Source organism: Pseudomonas sp. Irchel s3h14 (genome assembly GCF_900187425.1).
Lineage (GTDB): Bacteria > Pseudomonadota > Gammaproteobacteria > Pseudomonadales > Pseudomonadaceae > Aquipseudomonas.
Genome location: NZ_FYDJ01000008.1, coordinates 211,969 through 228,763, shown reverse-complemented (window position 1 = coordinate 228,763; position 16,795 = coordinate 211,969). Strand labels below are relative to the sequence as shown.

The following is a 16,795-nucleotide window of genomic DNA, read 5'->3' as shown; positions in this document are numbered from 1 at the left end:
AGTACCTTCAAGGGCGGGCCCGAGCAGACGAAGTATTACGCGAGGCGCCTGGACCAGCGCTGTTCCGGTGCTTCAAAGCGATCATTGATCAGCGCCGTCAACACATGATCCTGCCAACGCCCGGCGATACTCAGGTAGGCCTTGGCATAGCCCTCACGTTCAAATCCCAGGCGCTCCAGCAGCCGCGCACTGCGTTCATTGCCAGGGATGTAATTGGCCATGATCCGGTGCAGCTTCTGCTCATCGAACATGTAGCCGATTCCCGCTTCCAGGGCTTCCTGCATCAAGCCCTGGCCCTGATGAGATTCGTCGATGTGGTAACCGAGATAGCAGGCCTGAAACGCCCCGCGAGTGATGCCGCTGAAGTTGCAGGCGCCGATCATCTGACCGTTGTCCGGATCCAGGAGCGCGAAATGCACCGCCAGACCGGCCTGGAAAGCGCTGGCTTGCACCTCAAGGCGCGGGCGGATGCGTTCAGGGCTGTGGTAATCGACGGGGCGAATCGGCGACCACCGGGCGAGATGCCTCAGGTTGCGCCGGTAGAAGTCGCTTTCCAGCGCCGCCTGTTCAGGGTCGAGCACCGCCAGCGTCAAGCGCTTGCAGGGTAGGGATAGCAGCGGCATAGGGCGCTCCGGTTCACGGGGATCGTCGCGCAAGCATTGCGTGGTCAGCGGGGAAACACAACAAAACAGCAGGCAAAAAAAAGCCCGCGGGAGGGCGGGCAAACTGTAGTTTCTTGAAGAGCGAGCGCAATGTACCCGTTGGTGAAAGGTCGCAGGGTGAAGAAAAATTCATGTCGATGAGCGCCCGCCGCTTCACGCCCTGAGACTCGCTTACGGCAAATGATCCGCCGCAAAGTCCGCTTCCGAGCGCGCCCGCAAACGGCCCTTGCGGCAGGCCTGCTGGAATTGTTCGAAGTCGCGCTCATTCTGCCCGGTGTAGCTTTGCGCATACTTGAACAGCGCGTCGGCCAGCGCATCGCTCTTGCCGATGTAGCCGCTGATGTGTGCGGCGTTCCCGGATGATTTGGCATGGGCGCGGGCTAACGCGCGGCCACAAACGCGTCCGTAGGCGGCGAAGGTGTCCGCATCGAACGTCTCGAGTTCAGCCGAGACTTTCATGTCGCGCAACTGGCGCACATAGAAGTGTCGCCCGCTGGGGCCGGTGGTCCAGCCGAGGAACAGGTCACTGGCCGATTGCATCAACCGTTGGCCATCGACCACGCGCTGACCGTTATGCCGCACCCGCGATTTAGTCTTCACATAATCGGCAAGCACCGAACGACGTGCCTCCTTGAACTGCAGGAACAGCGGGAACTCCTGATCATCGGTCAGCAGGGCCACCAGGCAACGAGTCCCGACGCTGCCCACACCGACCACTTTGAACGCCATGTCGTGGGCATGAAAACGCGACAACAGCTCGCGACGGTCGGCTTGCAGCGTGCCGGGATAGTCGCGCATGAATGCGTCGTAAAGCGCACGCCAGTTCGACAGGCGCAGCCAGTCGTCGTCGGCATCCAGCAGCGTGGTGTTTTCGTGTAAATGGAAAATTTCCGGCAGGTCATCGCGAATGATCAGTCGGCCATGTGCGTCACGGTCACTGATTTTCGGCAGCAGTTCAGCGTGGGTGCGACGCTCGGCTTTTTCGATGGCGCGCTCTACATGTTCCAGGGTCGCTTTACTCGCCTGCTGCCGCAGATCGCGGTAACTGATGGACTCGTACCAGGTTTCCATGGCGCTTTGTTCGGCGCATTCGAGCATGGTCTGCTGGTAGGCGCCGACCACCTGGCGGCAGACCGTTTCTTCGACCGTGTCGCCATGGCGCAGGTCGCGCGCTGCCACCACGAAACTTGCCACCAGCCGTTTCAAATCCCATTCCCAGGGGCCGGGATGGGCTTCGTCGAAGTCGTTGACGCTGAACAGCAGATTGCGTTCCGGCGTTGCAAAACCGCCGAAGTTCATCAGGTGACTGTCGCCGCAGATGGGCGATATCAGGCCCATGTTGGCGGTTGCGGCCAAGTCGTGGGCTTGCAGCAGCGCGTTGCCGCGATAGAAGGTGAACGGCGAGACCAGCATGCGGCCGTAGCGCAACTCGACCAGTGACTTGATGCGGCCTTCACTGGACATTTTGATCAGCGGCAGAGGGTCGCGATTTATTTTTCCCGTGGCCGCCTGCGAACTGCGGGAGCAGTTCTTGCGAGCATCCTTGCCTTGCTTCAAGCGGTCTTTGAGGGGGGGCATGTGGGCTCGTTTGGTGATTGTTTCAGACGTGTGAGAGAGGAGTGTAGAAGGGCTTCGGGTCCTCATCCGAAGTGTTTGGATTTTGACCGTGGGAACGAACGGGAGCCACTTCGCCAACGAGCATCCTTCAATATTCCGTCACCCCCAAAGCCCTCAAAATCCACCCGGCCTCACCAGGCATCAACGTGTACTGAACCTGCCGAATTTTCCCCGTCCTGCCCGCATCGGCATCCGTGCTGTCATAAACCGGGAACCGCTGCACCAACGTGTTTTCCACCACGGCAAACTCATCCTCGCCCTGGTAGCCCACCGCTGTTTTCGGGTTCTCGCTGACAGGTGGCAGATAAATCTCGCTAAGCGACCTGTTGCGGTTGGCAGCGTAAGCAATGAGCTCGCCCGGCATCCCGCGCCCCGGTGACCTGATGAAGACGTAAATCTCTGGGGAGCCATTGCGATCAAGGTCGGCGACCTCTGCTCGAACGATGGTGCCGGTGAGGGGGCGTACGATCTCTGAGTTATCGATTTCCAGACCTTGGGGTGCAATGCGTAGAGCACGATTTCCATCGACCGACACGCTCGTCACGTGAAAGCCAATGCCCTGCAATTCAAGTGTCTGGTCGAACGGCTGGTTGCTGTCCGTCGCATCACCCGAGCCCAGGCTTAATGAAAGGCTGTAGTTGGCCACTTCATTGCGCCGAGCAGCGTTGCGCATCAGGTATACCTGAACCGTATATTCGCCATCGGTGGGCAATGGTCCCAGAAAGTGATTGCCCATGATCGATCCGTTAAACAACGCATAGTCCGCGCCTTTCGCGGTGATGTTGAAGTAGGCAGAGGCGTTGGAAGACTTGAAGTCCACGGTCATCATTTGGCCGGCCTTCGCGTTTAGACGGTACTGCGCGGTGAGCGGGCCTTTGATGGCTCGGGCGAACCTGACGGTGTCGGAGCCCTTTTTGAAGGTGACCTGCTCGACACGAGGAGCGATCTCGGTGGTGGCGTGTACAGGCACAGAAACCATGGCGGCCAGAACGGCTGCAATCCATACGTTCATGTTGATCTTCCTGAGTACGTTGGTTGCTCAAGCGGTTGCAGGTAAGCCCGCAGCATAGGTCCCGTTACGTTGAATCGCCGACTAGACCGCAGACGAGCACGCGATCCACCTTCAGGCTTTTCAAATAGTCGATGGTTTCCGGCGAAGGCGCGTAGCCGTGCTTGATGAAGAGGCGGTCGGCCTGGTGGTCTTGCGGGCCTTGTTGCGGGCAGGCCTGCTTTTGCCGGGGATGGTGATGCTGCCTACAGAAATGACCCAACCCCAGATGCAACAAAACCCGCACTTGGCGGGTTTTGCTTTGCTTCGTATTTGGTGGAGCCGGGGTCATTTGAACGAGCATGGTACGGTCCAATGAACATTGGTGCTTCTAGGATGCTCTTCTTTTGGGGATACACGTAGGGATACACGAAGCCTGCTGTTGAAGGCGCACAAGAATCAGCCGCGCTTAGACAGCTCCAGTTTTAAATTTCGGATGCTGTTCTGATGCTTCTTCGCAAGCTGAATTTTCCGTATATCGATATCCCTCGTTGATGGTGAAAGAAACAACGCAGTCAGCTCGCTACTGCTATCCGAACTGGATATGACCGCGCCAGCGAAAGCTTCGCCGTCTGGTACACCTTCAATTATGTAAAAAAGGTTCTGACTTGTACTGCGTTGCCACTGTAAAAAACCGGATATGGTTACGCGATCTATTCGGCACAGAACAGAGTCGACTTTTATGAATACTGCGTCGTTAGACACTTCAAGGGTGTGACTGTGTGGCCATTCTGGGCCGACCTCGAGTCCCGATTCGGTTAGCTGGAAGCCTTCCACCGTTGATGCGATCGGTACCATCGGTAGGAGCAATTGGGTCGACCGAAGCAGAAGATCGTTTTGGTATTGCTCAAAGCTAGCGAATTTGAGATGTGCACTTCCTGTGGAGTTATAGATTTCATCAGTCGGTTGGATAGCGAATGGGCCAGGAGCTTGTTCTGCAACGATGTTCAGCTGATGCTGAGGCCAGCAGAGAAGGGGCGTTCGCACCAAAAAACACTCACTAGCAGGCCCCCTCATCGTTAATTTTGGAAATTGTTCTTCAAGTGGTCGTGTCCATGGCTTGAACTCGTAAAGCTTAATCCCATGCCTTTCTGCTTTTTTGCGTGCAGGTGCTGTGTATCCTGACGAAGAAACTATCGCGGGATGAGTGATAGAAGTCATATCCATAAACTTCAAGCAAAGCTGTTCGACTTGGGACACGTCCAGTGGGGTTCCTTCGCGCTTAACCTCGAATGCCTTGAACGCATAGGTTGTATCGTCCGGCCCGTTCATAGTGACAGTTATGTCAACGTCCCGGGATGTCTCGGAGGTGGGATCGAAAACCATGTCTCCCACTGTCACATCCACCGCCTCGGGGTCGTTTTTGAGGCAGCACAAACCCACCAGGTACTGGACCAACATCGGAGTCAAAGGGTGTTTGGACATGGAGTGCCTACTGTTGATGGGCGAGTAAATACTTATAGCCTACGGTGTCGATAAGCCATACCACTCCCTTGAATGGCTTAACGCCTCATTCGTTCTTTTCGAGGCTGAGGGATTAGCATCGTGTCCCCTCCGTTTACGCTTCTGAATCTGGTGGCTTATGAAAAAACGCCGGGGACCCTGGGATACTTCCTCTCACACGGGGTCGGAAACCCGCGGGATCTTGTTAGCGGCAGTCGCCCCAGCTTACTGAAATTTCAACCTTGAAATTGAAAGGATCTTGTAGAAAAAAGGCCATCGTTACCGCATTGGTAACGGTGGACTGGGATTACCCATTTGATAGGGCAGATGCACAGGTGAACCTCAGTTCACCGGGTTCACCGGTTCACTAAGCTGGGAATTCTTCCGCTACCAAGATCCTGCGGGTTTCCGACCCCGTGTGTGTCTCAATGCCTCAGGGGCCCCGGCACCGGCTGGGGTCTCCTCGCTGGTGGAACTCATTGCTAATGGGGGGCGGGGACAAATACCTTTAAAATGTCGTGTTACAGGTGTTACAGGTGTTGCGCATATACATAAGTCATTGATTTTAATGACTAAAAATGACGTTACACCAGCTTGAGGCTTCCCTTTTGTTTGGTGTAACACCGCACAACGGTGTAACGAGAGTTTTAGGTCCACTGTTGGACAAAACAGGCCAGTGGAGGGTCTAAACTCAGACTTTTCCTACAGACCCGTTCCAACAGGTGCGGTAATCTCCCGGAGCTTACAAAACGCTTTTGGCCTCCACACGGAGGTTTTTTTGTACACGACAAGGATGACGAATGACTCCCTCCGCTCGATTGGGTGACAAGCATGTCTGCCCGATGCCCGGTCACGCCACTACCCCGATTGCCTCTGCCAGTGGCGACGTAAACATTAACTTCATGGGATCTGCTCGTGTTGGCGATACCTGTGGCTGTGGAGCTGTAATCACCACAGGATTCCCATCTATTCAAGTGAACGGGCGTCCTATGGCCCACTTAGGCAGCCCAACCAGCCACGGCGGAACGATCATTACCGGATCAGGCGATGTTGGTGGTGGTTTTGTCATGGGCGATGCTGGTGGTGCAACCATCATCAATTTCATGGCACTCGGAGCGTTCCGTCCAGATGGCACTGTGGATGATGAGAAAATGGCCACACTGCTCGCTGACCCAAAGTTGAAGGAGAACGCGGTTGCCGCAAACGCTCTGATAGACCCCGATGCCGCCCCGAAAAAACCGGAGGCAAAGCCTGAGCCGAAAGCCCCCATCACGTGCAAAGACCCTGACATGATGGAACAGGTGGCCAGCTATATCGCAGGGGAAATGAACCGCAACATCACACACCCATCCGTACTGAAAATGAAGAAGCTAACCAGCTTTGACACGGCAGCGGAAAATGCAAAATTTCAAAAACTTCCCTGGTATGCACGCCTTTCACCGCCTAATTTCCAAGCGATGGAGCTTGGTAACACTGCTGCTGCGATGGCCCTTTGGACTGAGCGGGTTGCTCAAGGTCGGAAATGGGATCACAAGGTACCGATTGGGCAAGAGTTCGGCGGACCTTGGCAGAAACAAGGTCAGGTGGACTACTTCTACGACATCTGGTCGAACATCCACTATGGCTATGTTGGCCGCGCTGGTGGTCTTTCTGAAAGCGTTCTTCTGGACGGCGCTGGGCTTGAGCAAATTGCTTCAGACTCCGTTCGGAAAGTTCAAAAGTGGGACGAGCGAAAAGGGCCTCACCGCTCAGCAGACATTGAAGGAATGCGGGCCTGGGACGACATAGGCGACCGGGTCTCAATCAGCATTGGCGTCAAACTTTACAAGCAATACCCAAACGGCGGGATTACGGCAAAAATGCTCATGGACGAAGTTTTAGCACTACCACGTTCAAGTTGGGGAGATGGCACACGTGACCACGTCTGCAAATAAACCGAAACGGCATTCCTGGCGCTGGGCGGCGGCGTTTTTACTCGCCCCCATCGTCTTTTGGTATGTCGCCACACCTCAAGTGAGCTTCCATTTCTCTGAAAAGGGGCAGGGTCGTCTCGGTTATATTTTGAATGTTCAGCACGACATCTCAAAAGGTGAGATCTATCCAGGTGAAGCCACTGGCGGGGCTGGGCACATCTTCCCGAACAACCAATTTTTTATGGAGTTCGATTGGAACAACGGTGGGAAATCGCACTGCATCCGGGTTAAACCGAAGTGGCCAAACACTGATGTGTACATCGGGGCAGATGGTGCTATCGATAGCCGCACTGATGGCAGACTTATTGAAGCGTGTGGGCCACTACCAAAATAGAAAACTCCGAGAACCTGGTCCTTTGTGTGACGTGATGACTCAGGGCTAGGGGGAGGCTGCTTCGGGCCAAATGCGGACGCTGGCTAACGTTTGGCTAAGAGAGGGGCTTTACTTCCGCCCCACTGAGCGACGCGAACAATTTTAACCATTAGGCTGGCATCGTAGTTAGGGCTTTTTCCATTATTTCTGGTTCATCAGGTTTCTGAAAATAACCGTTTTTTGTATACCAAGCTACCAAACGCTTTGGGTCTGTTTCTTGGTCTAAGGGATATGGCTCAAGCCGAATATGTGTACAGCGAAGCTGAAGAGCGTGGTTCTCGGCGTATGAGAGTAGTATTGCTCCAATGCTTTGCTGCCGAAATTCTGGAAGAACAAAAATTTCAGAAATGAAGCCGACAGCCTGGTGGCTCCAATCGTCGTATGACAGCAGGCCCGCTTCATGCCCATCTACTATCATGACAAACTCTTGCGACCTACCTCCATGAGCTCGTTTGGCTCGCTCGCAAAGAACCGGGCTTTTCAGAGCGTCAATGGAATCGATCTTTAGTACTTTGCGCACATTTATTCCTGTGGCCGTAACCTATGGTCAAGGGGCAGGCTTTAGCCCGGCCCAGTGAGCGAAGCGAACGGTTTGAATCGATTATTAGACATCAGACAAAGCGGACATAGCCTTACGGACTTCTTTGTTACTGTCGAGGCATGCTCGTTCGATGAATGCATAAGCGTTTTTAATGAGTCTATTTGGGGGTAGGCTTTTAGCTAAACCTGAAATTTTTTCTTTTGACGTTTTTTGAAAATCATAGCCATAGTCATTTAGAAATGCCATGAGTATGAAATGAAAGCTATTTAGTACTTGCCAGCGAAGGCAGCTGTGGTCGACTGAAATACCTGAAAAATAAGTGATTAAATGTGTGAATTCTTTTTCTTCGACTTTTTTCTTAAATTCGGAATAACTCAGCATTTTGTCATCGCTACTCATTTCTCTGATAAGTTCTCGGAACTCGTCGCTAAAAAAATGATCAGTGGCTACTGACTGGTTGTAGACTGTACCTTTGAAGATTTCGGTATCGCTAAATATTTGCGGGAAGAGTTTCAGATATTTTAGAAAGTCGAGGTCTTTCTTTGTGCTGACTGTACTATCAAGATATACAAGCTCTAGGTCGATTTTGCGACAAAGTGAAAAAAACAACAAAAACCTATAACAAAATGACAACAGGTAGTATTTGTCTGAAATATTTTCCCCTTCTATTTTAATGTGCCATGCTTCTGGTGCATTTTTAGAGAAATTCCATAGCCGATGATTAAGCAGCTCAGCTGAATTCAGCAGTGGCACCTTGTACTTTGAAATTGCTTCTCTAACTTTTTTGCGTTGGTCATATTTATAATCACTTTCTAGTTTGAATTTATGAAAATTACGTTCCCATATTGGTTTTGTTATGGCGCGTAAGAGAAGTGTGGCTATTGTAACGGCTGCCGCGATCAGTGCCGATTGAACTTTTGGGTCAGTGAATTCCATTTTATGGCTCTGATGTCTAATGATTAAGCTAAGGGGTCGGCTTCGCCGGTCCCAGCGAGTGAAACGAGCGAATTGAGCGCATTGTTAGAAGCCTTCAACTTGTCACTAATGTTCAGAACGCTGTTGTCTAACAGCAAGGCTCCGCACAGGTGCAAAATGTGGCCGTTAACATGTGGTCTATGCGCACTGTACTTTGAAATTGCAGAGTGTGGAATTGAATACGCCTCAATGATTTCATACGACTCATTGAAAATAACAGCTATGAGTTCATCAAAGTCATTTTTATCGAGGTTTCGAATGACGCCTAACTGCTTTGAACGGTTGTTTGCGGTTATGCGACGTGATTTGATTTGAATCTTTTTCCCATCTCTGGATTCGGCGTCGTGGCCTGCGGCTGAATTGTTTGCAAGGGTTAGCTTAAAGGCCGACGAGACCAACCATTCGGCGTAATCCCCAACAGGATTATTTTTTGTTCTAAGTACGCCACGCTTTTTAAGCTCATCAATTGCGGCAGCTTGTAGCTTGAGCAACTCAGATATTGATAGGTCGGCCAGGTTCATGATGTTAAAGGAATCTAACTATTATTAGACAATATTGATGCCGGATAACGTTCCATGCTCATACGTAACTCCTTGGTCGGGCTGAAAGTCGGGCTAGAAGCGCGACATTGGCGATCAGAAAAAAGCGTCATGCCCTTTAGGTACATTACGGAAACATAGGAGTCGTGTCCACCGTCGGCCTTTGGCCGTTTTCTGCCCCTCGCGACGGGCAAAAACGGCCAAAAGCGGATGTTCGAAAGTGTCTACGGAGTTAGGGGGGCTACTCAGACTCTACTAAACCCATTATTTCCATGAACATCATTTTGTGCAGATAGTAGAGGATTTTCTCAGCAGGAATGAAGCTCAGAACCCCCTCCTTGTTGCCTCCGAGCGTGACCAAACCAGCAAATTTCCACTCGCCGTCAATTTCAGCAATAACCATTGAGCCACTCATGCCATTCAGATCAGCTGGGCGTTTACCCACGACTCGAATGGTATTCAGCCCAGGAATCCAAGACTCGGCAAGAACTCCACTTACGCACCACAACGTAGCAGAAAGTGATTTTTCGTCGTATTTATAACCTCTCCCTTCATCCGGATAGCCGTAGACGTGAAAAATGTCGACGTCTTCATTCTGTTCAGTCTGGATACGGTCTGTTGCATGAACGCAAGTAAGCCCTGCCGCGAACAGCGCATCATGTTGAGAATTCTTAATTCGCAAGATAACGAGATCCGAATCAGGGTCAGGGTCTGATTCATCACGAAAGACAGCTCTTCGGTCAAAAATGATCGAAAGGGGAGCGTTGCGGAGCAGAATTCGCAAATCGTCGTGACTCGCGCCTTGGTTGTTCAGTACATGCTGGGCTGTAACAACGAACAACTCACCCTCGTGTGCCAGTACGAAAGCTGTACCCACGCCAAAGTGAGAATAGTGCTCGTCCTGGCTTTCGCTGCTTAGAATTACAGGATGAACCTGCCCTTCCAACATGTCACCAAACTCGGCCACAGTAATGAAATCTTTCAGTTGCTGCATGCTGCACTTCCTTGGGTTCGACGGGGCTATGAGTGCATCAGGGCTTCTGAACGTGCGCATATATATCATCAGCTTCCCGATCTTCAATTGCTCCAGATTCTGATGAATCATGACAGACCGGAACTGCCGGGTAACAGTTATTCGCGACTTATCGCAATTGGCCGTCAGTCGCCACATCGAGCGTCACACCATCACCGCCCCGTAACCTACGTGCGCAGACTATTAAGGTCCGACTAGGTCTGGAGCTGCATGCTAATCAGTGCCCGGCTTAAGTAACCGTACCGGCAGTTTTTCTGTGTTCCTTTTCGACATAGATTCGCGGAGCGTGCTCCTGCTGTTCTTTGACGAGCACCTCTCCTCTAGAAATCTTGACAAATGATCGCATGAAGTCCACCGCAAAGAAGCCAAAGCATGGAAGTGTGATAAACACTAGAAGCATATACTTTGGCGGCAGCCCGAATGGCTGAATGACTAACAAGGGCGAAAAGCTTAAGAAGGAACCTATCATATAGGTAATGATGTGGATGACTTTTCTCCAGGTTCTGGACCATACGGATCTGTATTTGTCGCGAAAACCGATTTTATTTGTCCCCTCTTTTAACACTACGTATCTCCGCGCTAGCACATAGTCTTTAAGGCGCCTGTCCGCGTCCCTCAACGATACCAAGTATTTGATTTCGGAAGCCTTCATGGAAGAAGTCCCTGCTAGCGCGTAATAGCCTCGCTCCTCAGCAAGATGATGAAGTTTAGGGGTTGTTTCGAGGTCTTTCAGAAATTCTTTGGCGAAGCGATACTCTTCCCTTAATCGAAGCTTGCCGCCGACAGAAAGCTCATAGACGACTTTGGCAGCCCCGGCCATTGTTCCTAGCGCGACAATTATCTTTATGATGTACCCGAGTTCCATTGCTGCCTGCTCCTTGCTCAACGTATTAACCCCAACCTAGCATCGGTTGGGGCAGACCATTGCATCGGCATAGTGTCATTCTTCTTTAACGGCAAGGAATGTAGGCTCAGTCATGTCCAGATGAGAAGCTGGTAAGAACGCGGCCTTTGGTGGATGGCAGCTTTTGGCCGAAAGCGGTCTTCGATTCCTGTAGTGGAAAGCAACGCAATATGGAGAAGATTCGCCGGTCAGCTGTGAGCTTACGACGAGATTTATTTACTGTTCAGCCGAGCATCATTACCAAAAAGGGCCCGTCTGGGCCCTTTTTCAGGTGGCATTGTTTTACTTCTTCAACCATCCCTCGACGACGTCAGCGCCGTGCTCTGCTTTCCACTCTTTCAAAGCTTTGTGATTCCCACCTTTGGTTTCGATCACTTCCCCGGTATTCGGGTTTTTGTAGATCTTGAGTTCGCGTGGCTTGCGTGTGCTGGCGGCCGGAGCCGCAGATTGGCGTCGGGCGGTGGTTTGTGGGTCGAGCAGATTAATGATGTGCTTCAGGCTGAAACCATACTGATCGAGCAGCTTGCGCAGCTTCGATTCGAACTCCATTTCTTTCTTCAGTCCATCATCGCCTTTCAGTGCTTCCAGTGCCTGGAGTTGCTCGGCGAGATGTTTTTCCAGCTGACGGTATTCTGCAAGTTTGGACATGTTGATTCCCTTGTTCTGAGAGGCTGTACCTGTTTATTAGGATGGTAGCGCTGGTTACAAGTTCAGCACTATTTCCGGCGATTCAGTTGGCTTTCAATATGCGCCATTTCCGCTTTAATTGCGTTGATGGTTAGCGTTTGTATCTGACTGGTTTTGCCCAGACTCGCGTCGATGGTTTTCAGCAGAGCATTCAGATGGGCTTTCCGAGTTCTGAGCGTGTCAGACCAGCTCGCGCTGTTCTGTAGTGGCTTGTTCATTGCGTTTATCCTTGCGTTGTTCTGGATTGCTCAGATCTTCGGGCTGTTGCGGTATTGGCAGACTGTTGAGCTGGACTAAGTCCCGTGCGATGTATTGACGAGAGCGGTCGGAAAGCTCGTGCCACGTCCACTTCCCGAAGTTTTCGCCTTCCTCTGGAACGGCCAGTTTCATAAGGTTTACCTGATCAAGCCCCAGCAGGTTGTAATTGGCCCACAGCCTTCCACCCACCTCGAACAACGCTTTTGCGGCCTCGTTCCATTGCTCCTCCAGTACCGTCTTCGAGAGCCAGAGGGCGGTGCGTTCTATCCCCTTATGCTTTTCCTGTGCTTCGGCGATGTATTTATCTACGGTGACCAACTCCTGTTCCAGAGCAGTCATCATCAGTGTTTGCCGACGGTTATGTTCGGCGGCTGCTGTAAGGTTCTTCGCGGCCTTTTGAGCGTCGGCGTTGGCGGTCTCCTCGCCTTCGGTGTCGCCCCAAGCGACCGCCTGCGCGTACGCAGTGGCGGCGTCTGTTTCAGCCTGACGGGCTTTGGCCATGTCCTCAACCGCCTGTTGTTGGATCTGTGCCAGGCGGGTGCTGAGGCTCTGGCGCTTTTCGTTTAGCTCCTGCTCATCAGCGGTCCAGTTATCCATCGCCTCGATGTAACCCGCCATCAAGGAGTCGCAATTGGCGAGGTTCTCACGGCGACTGATTTTCCGATTTAGAAGGTCGGCATTGTTGTTGCGCGAATCGAAATTCCTTTTCAGCTCGTTGTACTTGTCCCGTAGTTCGCGTTTCCGATCAGGTTCGATGGGTTCTTCACTTTCCAGCACGGCCTCAAGGGGTAGCAGTTCGGCGTGCAGTCGTTCTGCCTCGCTCAGCAGTTGGTCGCGACGGTCTTTCAGGTCTTGAATTTCGTTCATCTGTTTAGTCTCTGTTCAATTCGATTGGGGTGGGTTGAGTGGCTGGCGAGGCCGGGATTAAGCCGGCGCTACCTCGATCAGCAGAGATGCCCTCAGGCAGCCCGAGCCTCGCTCTCAGCCATTCCCGGAATCGTCTTCACGACGTAGCAGCGTTGCGTGCCGAGGCCGGGCAATCGGATCAAACTCGAGGCCTTGCCATCACCTCCCGGCTCCAGAACGCCGCGCTGTAGCAGCTCTTTGTTCACGGCGTTGATGTTCATGCCCCGGAAGATCTCCGAGCGCCATAACTCGGGCAGCACGTAGTAGGTATTGGTGGTGTGAAGGGAGTCGCCCAAGCCGTGCTCCAGCGTCTTGCGAAAGCCGAGGCGGTCGATGGTGCGCGGGCCGTGTTCGTCGATCTTTGCCGCCGTCGATTCCCAGCGGGTAAAACGGCTTTCGCCGAAGCGCTCGATGACCTGGCGCAGCCGCGCCAAGATCGCATCACCTTCGAAGTTCCCGGCGCCGCCACGCTCGTTCATCCAGGCGTTGAGGCATACGCGAGCGGCGGTGGTGGCGGTTCCATCCGGCCAGCCGGTGATACCCATGGCGGTGGCCAGCTCACCCGCTGCGGCCGCGAGGCCGAAACGAGCGGCTGCCCGGTGCGCCTGTCCGCTGGCCGAGGCCGGTAGCGACTGAGCGATAAACCCTTCCAGCGTGCGACGCAGGATGGCGGACCAACCGTGGCGTTTACCCGGTTCGCACAGCGCTGTGAGGAAGGCGGTAAGCGGTGTGCCGTAATATTTCGCTACCCGTTCTTTGAGGGTGTCGGCCAGTGTTGCCGCATCCTCAAAGCCATTGAGCGCGTCGAACATGCCGAAGCCTTTGCTAGCATCGGCTGGAACCGCGAGCATGCGAACCTCCATGCCCGCTTTCAGCTCCTTGTTGGCCTCAGCCATGTGCTGAGCCAGCGTCTTCTCGCCGGTGGAGAGAAACAGCAGACGCCATTCCTGTACCTGTCGGCCTGCTTGGCCTCGGTCATTGGCGCGTGCCTTGCCCGTGCCGTTGCCGAGCATGTACACCGTCTCGCCGATGATGCGTGGATCGCACATGCCGATCTCATCCAACACCAAAAGGCCGTCAGAGTGCGCGGCGGCGATGGATTCCAGCGCGTTGTCGGTGGAGCGCCAAGAACGCACCAGACGCGGCCCGCCGTAAATCGAAGCAGCGACTCGAAGGTGCGTGGTCTTACCGCCCGAGCTGTCGCCGTACAAGTGAAAGCCACCTGATTCGTGGCCAAGCATGTGCAGCAGCGGCCCCGCAAAGGCCACGCCGACGACGAACGCCAAGCGATGATTGCCAACGCACAGTGCGCCGATCTGCTCTTGCCATTGCTCGAGCGTGCCCGCTTCGCTGATCGGCGGAAGCTGAGAACCGGCCTCGTAGAAGTGCAGGTGTTCGCTGTGTGCGCCGACCTGTTGCTCTGGCAGCAGAAAGGCACTGTCGTGCCAGCCCAAGCGAGTGACCAGTCGTGCCCGTTGCGCGCTGTCGAAGCCGCCGAGGTAACTTTGCAGGTCGTTGCGTGCATTGCGCCCGGAGCGACTACCGGCCAGACGCAGCCCCATGTCTACCAATGGGCCAAGTACGTCCTTGCCGAAGTCGCCGGTCATGGTGCGCGCCGGGATGTTCCAGCGTTTTTTGGCGCCATCGGGATCGTCGAACTCGACCAGCAGGCCCCAGTTCTGGCCTTTGTCGTCGCGAGTGCGGGCCAGTATCTCCAGAGGCGAACACACGGGGCGCGCCTCGCCGTCGTCGCTGGCATAAAACACGCCTTCTGACGTGAGGCGAAAGCCACCGGGCATCAGGTCATTTTTTGGCTTCGAGGGACGCTTGGCTGCTGCTTTTGCCTTTGGTTCCGGCTTGGTCTCGGTGTGATCAGATACCGGCTTTTCGACAGCCAACCCGAACAGTTCACCGCTGCTTTCCAGCTCGGCGAAATGGGCAGATGTCCAGCCTTTGGCGAGTGCATCGGCTGCATCGTCGCCGTCGTCCCATTGACCACCTTTGGCGAAGGTAGCGGCGTCGTTCTTCAGCGTAGGCTTGCGGTTGAACACCTCCAGCGCGATGACACGAACCGAGGCGGCGCCGATCTCGCGCAGCTTGTCGGCGACGGCTTCCATGCAGGCTTTACCGCTGACATCGTTGTCCGGCCACAACAAAACGTCGCGACCTTTGAGCGGTGTCAGGTCGGCTTTGTGCCAGGAATTGGAACCGTTCGGCCAGCAGGTGGCCACGTAGCCGGGCAACAGTTCGGCGGCGGCGTCGGCAGCTTTCTCGCCTTCGCAGAGAATAACCGGTACGTCAGCGCGCTGGGTCAGTTCGTCAAGGCGCAGCAGTGGACGCGGATCGGGTAGACCCTGCCAGCGCCATTGCGTGGTCTGGCCATCGGCGCGCTGACACCATGTCAGGGGAGCAAAGACTTTCTTCGGTCTGCCGTCTTCATCCGGCGCGAGGTCGAAGCGGTAAAGCGCCATAAGCGGCTGGCCCTGCGCGTCGCGGTAGATCCACACCTTGGACGGCGCGCCGTGCTGTCGATGCTTGGCCGGGCACTTGTTCATGGCCTCGGCCGGGATCGGCTGAATGGCACTCCACTCAGGTGCTTTTGTCTTGGCGGGCGCTGGCTTGGCCTGGGCGGCGCCGGGCGATACGTTGAGCAGGTCTGCCAGTTTGTTACAGGCCTCGACGTCGGTGCCGCCGTCCAAATAGCGCACCAGATCGATCAGGTCACCGCCCTTGTCGCCGGTGGCGAAGTCGGCCCACGTGCCCTTGCTCAAACTGATTTTGAGCGAACCGGCGCGCTTGTCGCTGCGGGTCGGATTCGGTGCGGTGTATTCCTTGCCGCCGTCGATTCGCTTGCCGCTGGGCAGCCAGTGCGACAGGACACGATGAATGTCTTTCAGTGCAGCGGTTTTCACGTCGGCGAAGCTGGGACGTTTCGCGGAGCTGCTCGGGCGTTGGCTCATGCGTCAGCCCTCGCCAAGAACAGCGCGTCGTTGATGTCGTCGATCAATGCTTTGGCCATCTCGCCAAGGTACAGAGCAGGCCAACTGAAACGCTCGCCGTGGTCGCTCATGGCCGCGTCGAAGTTCAGCTGGTTGGCGTGATGTTGCAGCAGGGAAGCCATCTCCAGTGCATCCTCGACTGGTACTCCTGCATTGACCCGGAGCAACTTTAAATCGGTAGCATTCACGCGGGTAAATGTGGCGTGACCACGGGTGGTGGAGGTGGTCATAGCGCACCGCCTTTCTGTGCAGTCGGAATGGAGGTGGAGTCACCGTGCAAGGCGAGGGTTTTGATCAGGCCGAGAGTGCCGCGCACATCCCAAAGAACGGCGGCAATGATGTGATTGGCAAGGCGCGAGGATTCGTTTTCGAAGTGATCCTCCAGCAGAATCAGCACCGAGTCGGCTCGGTCAATGGCGCAGGTGATGGCGTCGATGGGTACACCGGCTTCCGCTTTCGGATTAACGCAGAGCAGGTCTTCAGGCAGGGCACAGCTCAGGGCGTTGTTCATTGGGCACCGCCTGCGGTTTCGAGGGCGCGGGCTTTGGCCATGTGGTCGTTGTAGCGGGCAAGACGTGTAGCGAGGCTGGAGTTGGCGTGTAAAGCGGCGAGAGCCATTGCACGGTGTGCAGCGGCGCGAATTTTGGACGGATTGAGGGCGTGCATCTGGTGAAGCTCCTGTATGTGAGGAGCTGCCACGGTTCGCCGCTAAACGAATGAGGGTGGCAGCTGTGCGCGGGTTAGCGGACCGGGCATACAGGACCCCGGCAGACCCGAAGGTCTCCCACGCACAGCCACCATAAACGAGAGTCGCAGGCACAAAAAAAGCGCATGCAA

17 protein-coding genes and 1 pseudogene are annotated in these 16,795 nt (G+C 54.4%); 2 read left to right on the top strand and 16 right to left on the bottom strand.

Translation table 11 applies throughout. The features are described from left to right. Nucleotides 1-35 precede the first annotated feature (35 nt). The 5 genes and pseudogenes from rimJ to CKW16_RS17995 form a co-directional block, all read right to left on the bottom strand. Complete coding sequence (gene rimJ / locus CKW16_RS18015; protein ID WP_095129535.1) at nt 36-623, bottom strand: ribosomal protein S5-alanine N-acetyltransferase; 588 nt, start codon at nt 621-623, stop codon at nt 36-38. A 210-nt stretch (nt 624-833) separates the two neighbouring features. Then, nucleotides 834-2,240, bottom strand: a complete 1,407-nt coding sequence (locus CKW16_RS18010; protein ID WP_095129534.1) for a DUF2252 domain-containing protein — start codon at nt 2,238-2,240, stop codon at nt 834-836. 127 nt (nt 2,241-2,367) lie between these two features. After that, entirely contained in the window at nt 2,368-3,291 is a 924-nt protein-coding gene (locus CKW16_RS18005; protein ID WP_095129533.1) for a hypothetical protein, read from the bottom strand. Between the two features lie 82 nt (nt 3,292-3,373). Then, a pseudogene (locus CKW16_RS18000) lies at nt 3,374-3,475 on the bottom strand (hydrolase); the annotation flags it as partial. 251 nt (nt 3,476-3,726) lie between these two features. Further along, nucleotides 3,727-4,752 carry a restriction endonuclease gene (locus CKW16_RS17995; RefSeq protein WP_141232748.1) on the bottom strand — a complete coding sequence of 342 codons (1,026 nt, stop codon included), beginning with the start codon at nt 4,750-4,752 and terminating at the stop codon, nt 3,727-3,729. A gap of 818 nt (nt 4,753-5,570) precedes the next feature. Here CKW16_RS17995 and CKW16_RS17990 point away from each other — a divergent pair. After that, on the top strand, nt 5,571-6,704 hold the full coding sequence (locus CKW16_RS17990) for a polymorphic toxin type 44 domain-containing protein (RefSeq protein ID WP_095129531.1): 1,134 nt from the start codon (nt 5,571-5,573) through the stop codon (nt 6,702-6,704). Continuing rightward, complete coding sequence (locus tag CKW16_RS17985; RefSeq protein WP_095129566.1) at nt 6,685-7,077, top strand: hypothetical protein; 393 nt, start codon at nt 6,685-6,687, stop codon at nt 7,075-7,077. The genes CKW16_RS17990 and CKW16_RS17985 overlap by 20 nt, the downstream gene beginning before the upstream one ends. Before the next feature lie 148 nt (nt 7,078-7,225). On the opposite strand, the gene CKW16_RS17980 is transcribed toward CKW16_RS17985, so the two are convergent. From CKW16_RS17980 to CKW16_RS32330, 11 genes are all read right to left on the bottom strand, one after another. After that, a complete protein-coding gene (locus tag CKW16_RS17980) occupies nt 7,226-7,636 on the bottom strand; it encodes an N-acetyltransferase (RefSeq protein WP_176471569.1) in 411 nt (136 codons plus the stop codon). Nucleotides 7,637-7,720: 84 nt separating this feature from the next. Beyond that, nucleotides 7,721-8,593 carry a hypothetical protein gene (locus CKW16_RS17975; RefSeq protein WP_095129529.1) on the bottom strand — a complete coding sequence of 291 codons (873 nt, stop codon included), beginning with the start codon at nt 8,591-8,593 and terminating at the stop codon, nt 7,721-7,723. 23 nt (nt 8,594-8,616) lie between these two features. Beyond that, nucleotides 8,617-9,153 (bottom strand): hypothetical protein, encoded by a 537-nt coding sequence (locus CKW16_RS17970; protein WP_176471568.1) that lies wholly within the window; start codon nt 9,151-9,153, stop codon nt 8,617-8,619. A 259-nt stretch (nt 9,154-9,412) separates the two neighbouring features. Further along, complete coding sequence (locus CKW16_RS17965; RefSeq protein ID WP_141232747.1) at nt 9,413-10,165, bottom strand: trypsin-like peptidase domain-containing protein; 753 nt, start codon at nt 10,163-10,165, stop codon at nt 9,413-9,415. 268 nt (nt 10,166-10,433) lie between these two features. Next, nucleotides 10,434-11,069, bottom strand: a complete 636-nt coding sequence (locus CKW16_RS17960; protein ID WP_095129527.1) for a hypothetical protein — start codon at nt 11,067-11,069, stop codon at nt 10,434-10,436. Between the two features lie 321 nt (nt 11,070-11,390). Continuing rightward, nucleotides 11,391-11,756 carry a histone-like nucleoid-structuring protein, MvaT/MvaU family gene (locus CKW16_RS17955; RefSeq protein ID WP_095129526.1) on the bottom strand — a complete coding sequence of 122 codons (366 nt, stop codon included), beginning with the start codon at nt 11,754-11,756 and terminating at the stop codon, nt 11,391-11,393. A 219-nt stretch (nt 11,757-11,975) separates the two neighbouring features. After that, a complete protein-coding gene (locus CKW16_RS17945; RefSeq protein WP_095129524.1) occupies nt 11,976-12,920 on the bottom strand; it encodes a chromosome segregation protein SMC in 945 nt (314 codons plus the stop codon). A gap of 92 nt (nt 12,921-13,012) precedes the next feature. Continuing rightward, nucleotides 13,013-15,919, bottom strand: coding sequence for a DUF927 domain-containing protein (locus tag CKW16_RS17940; RefSeq protein WP_095129523.1), 2,907 nt, complete (start codon nt 15,917-15,919; stop codon nt 13,013-13,015). Next, a complete protein-coding gene (locus tag CKW16_RS17935; protein WP_095129522.1) occupies nt 15,916-16,188 on the bottom strand; it encodes a DUF3077 domain-containing protein in 273 nt (90 codons plus the stop codon). Before CKW16_RS17935 ends, CKW16_RS17940 begins: the two co-directional genes overlap by 4 nt. Further along, nucleotides 16,185-16,469, bottom strand: a complete 285-nt coding sequence (locus CKW16_RS17930; RefSeq protein ID WP_095129521.1) for a hypothetical protein — start codon at nt 16,467-16,469, stop codon at nt 16,185-16,187. Before CKW16_RS17930 ends, CKW16_RS17935 begins: the two co-directional genes overlap by 4 nt. Continuing rightward, on the bottom strand, nt 16,466-16,624 hold the full coding sequence (locus CKW16_RS32330) for a hypothetical protein (protein ID WP_164486047.1): 159 nt from the start codon (nt 16,622-16,624) through the stop codon (nt 16,466-16,468). The genes CKW16_RS17930 and CKW16_RS32330 overlap by 4 nt, the downstream gene beginning before the upstream one ends. Nucleotides 16,625-16,795 lie beyond the last annotated feature (171 nt).

Coding starts and splice junctions, on each gene's coding strand:
- rimJ (WP_095129535.1), bottom strand. CDS start 623: ATGCCGCTGCTATCCCTACCCTGCAAGCGCTTGACGCTGGCGGTGCTC.
- CKW16_RS18010 (WP_095129534.1), bottom strand. CDS start 2,240: ATGCCCCCCCTCAAAGACCGCTTGAAGCAAGGCAAGGATGCTCGCAAG.
- CKW16_RS18005 (WP_095129533.1), bottom strand. CDS start 3,291: ATGAACGTATGGATTGCAGCCGTTCTGGCCGCCATGGTTTCTGTGCCT.
- CKW16_RS17995 (WP_141232748.1), bottom strand. CDS start 4,752: ATGTCCAAACACCCTTTGACTCCGATGTTGGTCCAGTACCTGGTGGGT.
- CKW16_RS17990 (WP_095129531.1), top strand. CDS start 5,571: ATGACTCCCTCCGCTCGATTGGGTGACAAGCATGTCTGCCCGATGCCC.
- CKW16_RS17975 (WP_095129529.1), bottom strand. CDS start 8,593: ATGGAATTCACTGACCCAAAAGTTCAATCGGCACTGATCGCGGCAGCC.
- CKW16_RS17970 (WP_176471568.1), bottom strand. CDS start 9,153: ATGAACCTGGCCGACCTATCAATATCTGAGTTGCTCAAGCTACAAGCT.
- CKW16_RS17965 (WP_141232747.1), bottom strand. CDS start 10,165: ATGCAGCAACTGAAAGATTTCATTACTGTGGCCGAGTTTGGTGACATG.
- CKW16_RS17960 (WP_095129527.1), bottom strand. CDS start 11,069: ATGGAACTCGGGTACATCATAAAGATAATTGTCGCGCTAGGAACAATG.
- CKW16_RS17955 (WP_095129526.1), bottom strand. CDS start 11,756: ATGTCCAAACTTGCAGAATACCGTCAGCTGGAAAAACATCTCGCCGAG.
- CKW16_RS17945 (WP_095129524.1), bottom strand. CDS start 12,920: ATGAACGAAATTCAAGACCTGAAAGACCGTCGCGACCAACTGCTGAGC.
- CKW16_RS17940 (WP_095129523.1), bottom strand. CDS start 15,919: ATGAGCCAACGCCCGAGCAGCTCCGCGAAACGTCCCAGCTTCGCCGAC.
- CKW16_RS17935 (WP_095129522.1), bottom strand. CDS start 16,188: ATGACCACCTCCACCACCCGTGGTCACGCCACATTTACCCGCGTGAAT.
- CKW16_RS17930 (WP_095129521.1), bottom strand. CDS start 16,469: ATGAACAACGCCCTGAGCTGTGCCCTGCCTGAAGACCTGCTCTGCGTT.
- CKW16_RS32330 (WP_164486047.1), bottom strand. CDS start 16,624: ATGCACGCCCTCAATCCGTCCAAAATTCGCGCCGCTGCACACCGTGCA.